The sequence below is a fragment of the Kitasatospora sp. NPDC007106 genome (assembly GCF_040634455.1).
GTDB lineage: Bacteria > Actinomycetota > Actinomycetes > Streptomycetales > Streptomycetaceae > Kitasatospora > Kitasatospora arboriphila.
On the sequence record NZ_JBEYFP010001188.1, the window covers coordinates 1 to 1,485 of the forward strand.

The 1,485-nt window shown below is 77.6% G+C and carries 2 pseudogenes; both read left to right on the forward strand.

What is annotated here, in order from left to right:
• Window positions 1–495: pseudogene (locus tag ABZ641_RS37015) on the forward strand (precorrin-6y C5,15-methyltransferase (decarboxylating) subunit CbiE); the annotation flags it as partial.
• Window positions 496–869: 374 nt separating this feature from the next.
• Window positions 870–1,485 (forward strand): annotated as a pseudogene (locus tag ABZ641_RS37020) (hypothetical protein); the annotation flags it as partial.

Consider the following 1,485-nt stretch of genomic DNA (forward strand, 5'->3'; position numbering starts at 1 on the left):
GTCCGCGCGCTGGCCGCCGCCCGGCTCGGGCCCGTCCCCGGCGACCTGGTCTGGACGGTCGGCGCCGGCTGCGGTGCGCTCGCCGTCGAGATCGCCCGCTTCGGCGCCGCCGTGGTCGCCGTCGAGGAGGACGGCGCCGCCTGCGCCCGGATCGGCGTCAACGCCCGCCGGTACGGGGTCGAGGTCGACGTGGTGCACGGCGCCGGACCCGACGTGCTCGGGGGCCTGCCGGAGCCCGACGCGGTCGCAGTGGAGCGCGGCGGCGCACAGGTGGTGCGCGCGGTGCTCGCGCGCCGCCCCGAGCGCCTGGCCGCCGTCGCGCACACCCTGGCCGAGGCCGAGGAGATCCGGGAGGCGGCCGCGGCCGCCGGCTACCGCGTCGAGGGCACCCTGCTGCAGGCGGCCCCGCTCGAACCCCGCCCCGACGGCCCGGCCGGACTCGCCCTCGGCCCCGCCGAGCAGACCGTCGTGCTCTGGGGCGGACTGGCCCCCTGACTGTCCGTATGCCGGACAACCACCGGACCGTACCGGGTGATCCCCGTCGCATCCGGACACCGATTCGAGAGCCCGTCGGCCCCGACCGATAGGGTGGCGTCCTGGTTGCGCACGGCGATCGGTGCACCGTGTCCATCCGGTACGGACGGTGCCCGGCGACGTGCCGCAATCGCCAGGGGCGAAGTCCACGGGCATTCGACGCGGCACCCGCCGGGCCGGGAGAATGCGTCGGGGCCCGACGCGGACGTGCCGGATGCCCCGGCTAGTCGTTAATTCTGATGGCGCGCCACCCGGGACGGGTGGCGGGCAGGGGTGGCAGCGGTCGGCGATCGCGTCGCCGAGGACGCGAAAGCGGCCTGGAAGGAGCTTTGGACATGACCGATGGCGGCCACCTCCCGAGTGATGGCTCCCTCGTGCCCCCGGGCGGGCACGGCGCGGTTGCACCGGACCACCTGGCCGGCGTCGACCCGCTGACCGCGCCCATCGAGGCCGTCGCGCCCGGCAGCGTCCCCCTCGGCACCGACACCTGGCAGGGCGGCCACCGGCCGTCCTTCACCTTCCTCGACCAGCCGGACCAGCTGGACGACGACGAGGACGTCCTGCTGATGCCCGGCCCGCAGGGCGGCTGGGGCGACGCCGTCCACGGTGCCGTCGAGACCGTGCTCGTCGAGCCGACCGCCGTCGAGCCGACCGCCCCCGCACCGATCACGGTGGAGCCGGTCGCCGCCGTGCCCGTCGAGCAGCCCGTCCAGGCCGCGCCGGTGGTCGACACGATGGCGCTGCGCACCGTCGACGAGAGCGCCGTGCCGGGCGCCCAGGCGTCCGCCGAGCAGCCCGCGGGCGTGCCCGTCGAGCCCTCCTGGCCGCCGCTGAACCCGCCCGGCCTGGCCCCCGCCGACCTGCAGCCCGCCGGCACCGGGCCGATCGGCGAGGCACCGGCCGCACCGGCCGCCCCCGCCGCACCCGTCCAGGGGGGCGCCGCGCCGATCG